The 8,243-nt window shown below is 36.5% G+C and carries 9 protein-coding genes and 1 rRNA gene; all 10 read left to right on the forward strand.

Annotation, left to right across the window (positions count from 1 at the left end; genetic code table 11):
• Positions 1-355 precede the first annotated feature (355 nt).
• Complete coding sequence (locus D2K40_RS14180) at positions 356-1,138, forward strand: type III pantothenate kinase (protein WP_117156994.1); 783 nt, start codon at positions 356-358, stop codon at positions 1,136-1,138.
• A gap of 96 nt (positions 1,139-1,234) precedes the next feature.
• Positions 1,235-2,107, forward strand: coding sequence for an Hsp33 family molecular chaperone HslO (gene hslO / locus D2K40_RS14185; RefSeq protein WP_117156995.1), 873 nt, complete (start codon positions 1,235-1,237; stop codon positions 2,105-2,107).
• Positions 2,108-2,118: 11 nt separating this feature from the next.
• On the forward strand, positions 2,119-3,030 hold the full coding sequence (locus D2K40_RS14190; RefSeq protein ID WP_117156996.1) for a peptidylprolyl isomerase: 912 nt from the start codon (positions 2,119-2,121) through the stop codon (positions 3,028-3,030).
• A 79-nt stretch (positions 3,031-3,109) separates the two neighbouring features.
• Positions 3,110-4,036, forward strand: coding sequence for a cysteine synthase A (cysK, locus tag D2K40_RS14195; protein WP_117156997.1), 927 nt, complete (start codon positions 3,110-3,112; stop codon positions 4,034-4,036).
• A gap of 138 nt (positions 4,037-4,174) precedes the next feature.
• Complete coding sequence (folP, locus tag D2K40_RS14200; RefSeq protein WP_117156998.1) at positions 4,175-5,011, forward strand: dihydropteroate synthase; 837 nt, start codon at positions 4,175-4,177, stop codon at positions 5,009-5,011.
• Positions 5,004-5,369, forward strand: a complete 366-nt coding sequence (folB, locus tag D2K40_RS14205; protein ID WP_117156999.1) for a dihydroneopterin aldolase — start codon at positions 5,004-5,006, stop codon at positions 5,367-5,369. The genes folP and folB overlap by 8 nt, the downstream gene beginning before the upstream one ends.
• Positions 5,366-5,878, forward strand: coding sequence for a 2-amino-4-hydroxy-6-hydroxymethyldihydropteridine diphosphokinase (folK, locus tag D2K40_RS14210; RefSeq protein ID WP_117157000.1), 513 nt, complete (start codon positions 5,366-5,368; stop codon positions 5,876-5,878). The genes folB and folK overlap by 4 nt, the downstream gene beginning before the upstream one ends.
• A complete protein-coding gene (locus D2K40_RS14215) occupies positions 5,848-6,066 on the forward strand; it encodes a helix-turn-helix domain-containing protein (RefSeq protein WP_117157001.1) in 219 nt (72 codons plus the stop codon). Before folK ends, D2K40_RS14215 begins: the two co-directional genes overlap by 31 nt.
• A 191-nt stretch (positions 6,067-6,257) precedes the next feature.
• Positions 6,258-7,748 carry a lysine--tRNA ligase gene (gene lysS, locus D2K40_RS14220; RefSeq protein WP_117157002.1) on the forward strand — a complete coding sequence of 497 codons (1,491 nt, stop codon included), beginning with the start codon at positions 6,258-6,260 and terminating at the stop codon, positions 7,746-7,748.
• 403 nt (positions 7,749-8,151) lie between these two features.
• Positions 8,152-8,243: ribosomal RNA gene (locus tag D2K40_RS14225) — 16S ribosomal RNA — on the forward strand; the annotation flags it as partial.

Here is an 8,243-nt window from a genome sequence, read left to right on the forward strand (position 1 = left end):
GTGCTCAGTCTAAAGCTTTCATTGGTAAAGAAAAAAACTCTACCAAGTGGATATCTTCGACTTGAGAGGGGAGAACCACACGCTAAAACTGTCCTAGTCGGACAACGCTTGCATGACCCTTGTCGTGCCTGTGGAAAGGAAACCAATTTCATTTGAGGAGCGGATTCGTTAATGCGCACTTTTTTAAAAATTGTAAACAAACAATTATATAAAAAGTTTCATGAAGATATAGTGAAATATGATCAAGTGTAAGTATTTTTACTGTTTTTTTTCAAATGAACCCGATACAATCAGAAGTATAGTAAATAATATGATATGATGAAAAAAATAATTATGGTAGAGTTGGTGAAAGATAATGATTTTTGTGTTAGATGTTGGAAATACCAATACAGTATTAGGGATCTTTGATAGCGGAGAATTAAAATACCAATGGCGAATTAAAACAGACCGTGATAAGACGGAAGATGAATTTGCCATGTTAGTTAAATCATTGTTTGAACATGATGGTTTGCTTTTTTCTGATATAAAAGCAATTATTATCTCCTCTGTTGTACCACCGATTATGTATGCTTTTGATCGGATGGCAGAAAAATATTTTAATCTAAAACCTATAATTGTTGGAACTGAAACAATCGAGTTATTTTTAAAAATGAAATATCCTAATCCAAATGAATTAGGTGCTGATCGTATTGTTAATGCTATAGGAGCAATTGAATCTTATGGGGCACCTCTAATAATAATTGATTTTGGTACAGCGACAACGTATTGTTACGTAAATGAAGAAAAAGAATATGTTGGGGGAGCAATTGCACCAGGTATTAATATCTCACTTGAAGCATTGTATTCAAAAGCAGCAAAACTTCCTAAAGTTGAGATTAAGCATCCTGAAGAAATTATAGGGTTATCTACTGTTGAAGCGATGCAATCTGGTGTCTACTTTGGCTATGTTGGACAAGTTGATGAGGTTGTTAGAAGGTTTAAAAAGGTCAGTGACGTGAACCCTCAAGTAGTTGCAACGGGTGGATTGGCAGCATTGATTGCAGGTGAATCAAGCATGGTGGACATTGTTGACCCTGCCTTAACATTAAAGGGACTGTATGTAATATATGAAAAGATGAATAAATCTAATTTAATTTGATATTTTTAGTGCGTGTTTTATATGAACTACGAACTTAATTTTTAGGATAATAACATTATTTGAAAACAAGTTAATCAAAAAGGAGTATATTTATAGATGAAGGATTATTTAATTAAAGCAACAGCGTTTCAAGGAACAGTTAGGGCATATGCTATTCAATCTACAGAAACAGTTGAAGAAGCAAGAAGGCGTCACGATACATGGGCAACAGCCTCAGCTGCTCTTGGAAGAACAATTACAATTTCAACAATGATGGGGGCGATGTTAAAAGGGCAGGATAAGTTAACTGTTAAGCTAGAAGGTGATGGTCCAGTTGGTCCTATCGTTGCAGATGCGAATGCAAAAGGAGAGGTTCGTGGCTATATTACAAATCCACATGTCGATTTTGATTTGAATAATAAAGGGAAGTTGGATGTAGCAAGAGCTGTTGGTACGACAGGAAATTTAAGTGTTGTAAAAGACTTAGGTTTAAAGGAACACTTTACCGGGCAAGTTCCCATCGTGTCAGGTGAAGTGAGTGAGGATTTCACCTATTATTTTGCTAATTCCGAACAAGTACCATCAGCAGTAGGGGCGGGAGTATTAGTAAATCCAGACCATACAATATTAGCTGCAGGAGGATTTATTTTACAGGTGATGCCAGGTGCTACTGATGAGACAATTGAACTAATTGAAAAGAAAATTGCCAGTATACCACCAATTTCTACGTTGATTCGAGAAGGGAACACGCCCCAACAAATCTTAATGCTATTATTTGGCGATGAAAATGTTAAAATTCATGAAAGTTTACCAGTGCAATTCCATTGTTCATGTTCAAAAGATCGGATTAAAAATGCGATTCAAAGCTTAGGTGATGAAGAAATTGACCTAATGATAGAAGAAGATCAAGGGGCAGAAGCCACATGTCATTTCTGTAATGAACAATATAGATTAAACATTGATGAGCTTAGAGAACTTAAAAAAGCATAAGGGGAATAGTTATGACACGCAAGTTTCTTTGGAGGGTTATCCTCCTACTTTTAATTACAAATGTTTTGACGGCTGGGATTTGGTTACTTAATCGAAATGATGGCGAAGCAAATACAGTTGAAGATTTTTCTGTTGAAGTAGATCAAAAAGAACCAGTTGCAACAATAGGGGGAGAGGAGATCACCTATAATCACTGGGTTTCTACTTTAGAAGAAGAATATGGTCGAGAAGCTTTAGAGAAAATGGTGAATGAAGAAGTGATTACCCAACTAGCCAAAGAACAGGAAGTAACTATAAACGATGAAGTGATTGATTTGGAACTTTCCCTGCTTTTTACAATGGAAGGGGTATTAACAGAAGAAGAAATTGCAGTTAAACAAAGGGAATGGACAAAAGGGATAAAAAACCGCATATATTTAGAAGAATTATCAACACAGGATATTGCGGTTTCTGAGCAGGAAATTCAGACGTATTTTAATGAGTATAAAGGTCAATACGAATTTTCTCACTCCATTCAAGTATCGCATATTTTATTAAATAACGAGACAGCTGCTAACAAAGTAATTGATGAACTTGAAAGTGGTGCTTCATTTGCAGCGTTAGCTCGTGAATATACACTTGATGATGCAACTAAGCGTGATGGCGGCTATTTGGGCTATTATACAGAAACAAGTAGTTTTTTGCATAGTGATTATTTTCAACAAGCTATAGGGATGGAAGAGCATACCTATAGTGATCCCTTCAGAATAGGTAACAATGGTAGGATAGCAATTATCTATTTGCATCGCGAATTACCGGATATAAATTTAAGCTATAATACATTGTATAATCATATTCGTCGAGAAATTGCGTTAACGAAGATGGAGAAAACTCCTGAACCTTCTGACTTGTGGAATCAGTTAGAGGTTGATTGGATTTATTAGAAACAGTTGACAGTTGTATGTTAATTAGCGTATAGTTAAATTAAACAAATAAGAATACTCGGGATTAGGAGTGATTTACATGAAAGTAGCAGAATCAATTGTTGGATTAATTGGCAATACTCCAATTGTAAAATTAAATCGTACGGCTGATCAGGGAGCTGCAGAAATTTATGTTAAATTAGAATTTATGAATCCTGGAAGTTCTGTAAAAGATCGGATTGCGCTTGCTATGATCGAGGCTGCCGAAGAAAGTGGAGAACTAACAGCTGATAAGACAATTGTCGAGCCTACAAGTGGTAACACTGGTATTGGTTTGGCGATGGTCGCAGCAAGCAAGGGGTATAAAGCAATATTAGTTATGCCCGATACAATGAGCACAGAACGTCGTAATCTATTGCGTGCTTATGGGGCTGAATTAGTATTAACCCCTGGTGCTGACGGTATGAAAGGTGCAATAAAGAAGGCGAAAGAACTACAAGAAGAAAATGGTTACTTTATGCCGCAACAATTTAACAATAAAGCAAATCCAACTGTACACGAACGTACTACAGGTAAAGAAATTATGGAACAAATGGGTGAGCAACTGGATGCCTTTGTTGCAGGTATTGGAACTGGTGGCACGATAACTGGTGCTGGAAAAGTGTTAAAGGAAAAATATAAAGATATCAAAATAGTTGCTGTTGAGCCAGAGGGATCCGCAATTTTATCTGGTGGAGAACCAGGACCACATAAAATCCAAGGTATTGGTGCTGGCTTTGTGCCGGAAGTATTAAATACTGAAGTGTATGATGAAGTAATTACAGTAAGTAATGAAGATGCATATGCTGCGGCAAGAGAAGCTGCGCGCAATGAAGGTTTATTAGGTGGTGTATCTTCTGGAGCTGCAATTCATGCAGCCAGACAAGTAGCCAAACAACTAGGAGAAGGTAAAAAGGTATTAGCTGTTATACCAAGTAACGGAGAACGTTACTTGTCTACACCGCTTTATCAATTTGATACTGAATAATTTGTAATAATCAGGTGAAAGGTGGTCTCGATAGAGGCTACCTTTTCTTTTTCTCATTTTCCTTGCTAAAAATGTCGTAATAGGTGATTATTTGTAGTATTTGATGGTAAAATAGGTGTAAAAAGTAGGGGCGATTAGATGAATCGGGTTATTCTAACAAAACAAGGCTCTATAAATTTAGCGCAGAAGACGGCTATTATGGGTATTTTAAATGTAACACCAGATTCTTTTTCCGATGGTGGAAAGTTTAACTTAATGGAGAGTGCTGTTAAGCAAGCTATTCAAATGGAACAAGCTGGTGCAGATATCATCGATATAGGTGGAGAGTCTACTAGACCTGGTTACACTCCAGTTTCAACCGAAGAGGAAATAGCGCGTGTCGTACCAATTATAAGAAAAGTTCGTCAAGCAGTCTCTATTCCCATTTCAATTGATACTTTTAAAGCAGAAACTGCAAAGCAAGCTATTGAGGCGGGCGCAGATATTATTAATGATGTATGGGGAGCAAAACGGGAACCGGAAATAGCTCAAGTTGCTGCAACATTTAATGTGCCGATTATTTTAACGCATAATAGAAAGAATGTATCTTATATATCTTTATTGGAAGATGTGAAGGCTGATCTACAAGAAAGTATTGATATCGCAGTAGAAAAGGGAGTTAGGCCAGAGAAAATCATATTGGATCCAGGTATTGGATTTGCAAAAAGCGCTGATCAAAATTTGGAATTGATACGTGTCCTTGACCAACTACTGTCATTAGGATACCCGTTGTTATTAGGGGCATCTCGTAAGTCGGTGATAGGAAAAGTATTAAATTTACCTATTAATCAACGTGATGAGGCAACAGCAGCAACAACGTGTTTTGGTATTACAAAAGGTGTGGATATAGTTCGGGTACATAATGTAGAAATGAATGTCAGATCAGCTAAAATGATGGACGTATTGATAGGTAAAGGAGGTTCTATAGATGGATAAGATTTATCTTGATAAAATGGCCTTTTACGGTTATCACGGATTGTTTCCGGAAGAGAATAAATTAGGGCAAAGATTCTTTGTTGACGTAATATTGGAGCTTGACTTGCGTAAAGCTGGGGTGTCCGATCAGATGGAGGAATCCATTAATTATGGTTATGTATATCAACTAACCCAAGAGGTAGTCGAAGGAAAATCTTTTAAACTTATTGAAGCGGTAGCTGAAACAATTGCATCAAGGTTGTTAGAAAATTTTAGCCAATTAAAAGCATGCCGTGTCAAAGTTAATAAGCCAGATGCCCCAATTGCTGGGCATATACAAGCAGTTGCCGTTGAAATTTATCGGGAGCAATCCAAATGATTTATGCTTATATTGCCTTAGGGTCAAATATAGAACCTAGGTTCACGTATTTACAAAAAGCAATTAATGCTTTGGATCAAGTTGAACAGCTAAATGTTATAGAAGAGTCCTTGATTTACGAAACTATTCCAGTGGGATATGAAGAGCAAGCAAACTTTTTAAATATGGTTGTAAAAATAGAAACGAGTTTAAAACCATTTGCATTACTTAATGCATGCCAAAAAATTGAGCGAAAATTAGGTCGAAAAAGAGAGGTTAAATGGGGACCTCGAACAATAGACCTTGACATTTTACTCTATAATCAAGAAAATATGGAGACGGAACAATTAATTATTCCACATCCTAGAATAGAAGAACGGGCATTTGTATTAATACCTTTACTCGATGTGAATCCCAGTGGGAAGCTTCCATCTAGCAATAAAAGTATCGTTCGTGCTTTAGCTGATTTACCAACAGAAGAGAAAAGAGGCGTAGTTAAATGGATTCAATCCGCTGGGGAAGAAGGATAAAGGCATACCGCAAATTAAAAGGGTATACACAAATTCAATTTGCCAAAAAGGTAGGTATTTCAGTTTCATTAATTGGTGAAGTTGAACGAGGGATGCGTAAGCCTTCACACGACTTGTTAAATCGAACAACACAGGTGTTGGGGATTTCGTTAGAGGAGTTACAGCCTCTTGAAAAAAATGAAGGATAACAAAAGTGAGAAAGGATCTGTTGAACTCTTAACAACAAGGTATTCTTTATTAATAATTATTGAGTAAATTATTAATTCATTATGTTATGATAAATAACAGGTTTATATGCTTATATAAATATTTAATTAGTAATTTGTATTGCTATTATATAATCAATCAATAATACAATTAAAACGGGAGTGAAATGAAGATGTCAGAGGAACTTAATGAACATATGCAGGTGCGACGTGATAAGTTAAAAGCTATCAGAGAACAGGGTGTTGACCCGTTTGGAGATAAGTTTGATCGTACACATTTAGCTTCGGGTTTAGTAGAAACATATGATCAGTTCACAAAAGAAGAGTTAGAGGAAAAAGCAATTGAAACTACCATCGCTGGACGAATCATGACAAAAAGAGGGAAAGGGAAAGCTGGATTCTCTCATATTCAAGATCTAAGTGGTCAGATTCAATTATATGTAAGAAAAGATAAAATTGGAGAAGAGGCATATGACCTATTTAATGCAGCTGATTTAGGAGACATTGTTGGAGTAACTGGTACAGTTTTTAAAACCAATGTTGGTGAGCTTTCCGTGAAAGCTACTGAATTTTGGGTGTTAACCAAATCATTACGTCCACTCCCTGAAAAGTTCCATGGCTTAAAAGATGTGGAACAGCGTTATCGCCAGCGCTATCTAGATCTTATTACAAACCCTGAAAGTAAAGATACATTTATAATGAGAAGTAAAATTATTCAATCAATGCGTCGTTATTTAGACAGTGCCGGTTTCTTGGAAGTGGAGACACCTATGATGCACGGTATTGCTGGGGGTGCATCTGCGCGTCCATTTGCGACACATCATAATGCATTAGATATGCCGTTATATATGAGGATTGCAATCGAACTTCATTTAAAACGATTAATCGTGGGTGGAATGGAGAAAGTCTATGAAATAGGGCGTGTATTCCGTAATGAGGGAGTCTCGACACGTCATAATCCTGAGTTTACAATGTTAGAACTATATGAGGCTTACGCAGATTATCATGATGTTATGGCATTAGTAGAGAACATGGTGGCTCATATTGCTAAAGAAGTAGTTGGATCAACAACTATTATGTATGGTGAAGAAGAAGTGAATTTAGAGCCGCAGTGGAAAAGAGTTCATATGGTTGATGCTATCAAAGACCATACAGGTGTAGATTTCTGGAAACAGATGACAGATGAAGAAGCAAGAGAACTTGCTAAGGAACATGGGGTTCAAATTAAAGATACTATGACATTTGGTCATATTGTTAATGAATTCTTTGAGCAACGGGTGGAGGACAAGCTCATCCAACCTACATTTGTATTTGGACATCCAGTTGAGATCTCTCCTCTTGCAAAGAAAAATAAAGAAGATGGCCGATTTACTGATCGTTTTGAATTGTTTATTGTTAAACGTGAACATGCGAATGCGTTTTCGGAATTGAATGATCCGATTGATCAACGTGAACGTTTCGAAGCTCAGGTAAAAGAGAAAGCAGAAGGAAATGATGAAGCGCATGAAATGGATGAAGATTTCTTAGAGGCATTAGAATATGGAATGCCTCCAACTGGTGGGCTAGGGATTGGAATTGATCGTTTAGTGATGCTCTTAACGAATGCACCTTCAATTCGTGACGTATTACTATTCCCGCAAATGCGTAATCGTAGTGAATCGTAATAGAGAACGAGCTAAATGGAAACCCTACAATCGCTTGATTGTAGGGTTTTATTCTATTAATTTTTATTTATATAGTTAAATTAAGATTCTTGTTAATATATTATTGCTTTTTCTAGATAATAATGATATATTAATTTCTGTTGTACAGAACAGTGTCGTGAGACAAAATTAATTGTTGACATTACTTTTCTGTAATGGTATATTAATTAAGTCGCTGCTTTTGAAAAGCAAAACAGGCAAAAAAACAATTATAAAAAACTATTGACTTTTGATTTTGTTTTTTATATAATGTAAAAGCTGTCGAAAACAACGGCGCAAAATTGATCTTTGAAAACTGAACGAAACAACCAGTATGTTAAGTAAGAAACAAGCTAGTATTTTAAATGAGCAACCAAGCTCGCATTTTATGGAGAGTTTGATCTTGGCTCAGGACGAACGCTGGCGGCGTGCCTAATACATGCAAGTCGAGCGCGGGAAGCAAGATGACCCCTTCGG

It is taken from the genome of Paraliobacillus quinghaiensis (assembly GCF_003426025.1).
In the GTDB taxonomy this organism is placed as follows: Bacteria; Bacillota; Bacilli; order Bacillales; family Amphibacillaceae; genus Paraliobacillus_A; species Paraliobacillus_A quinghaiensis.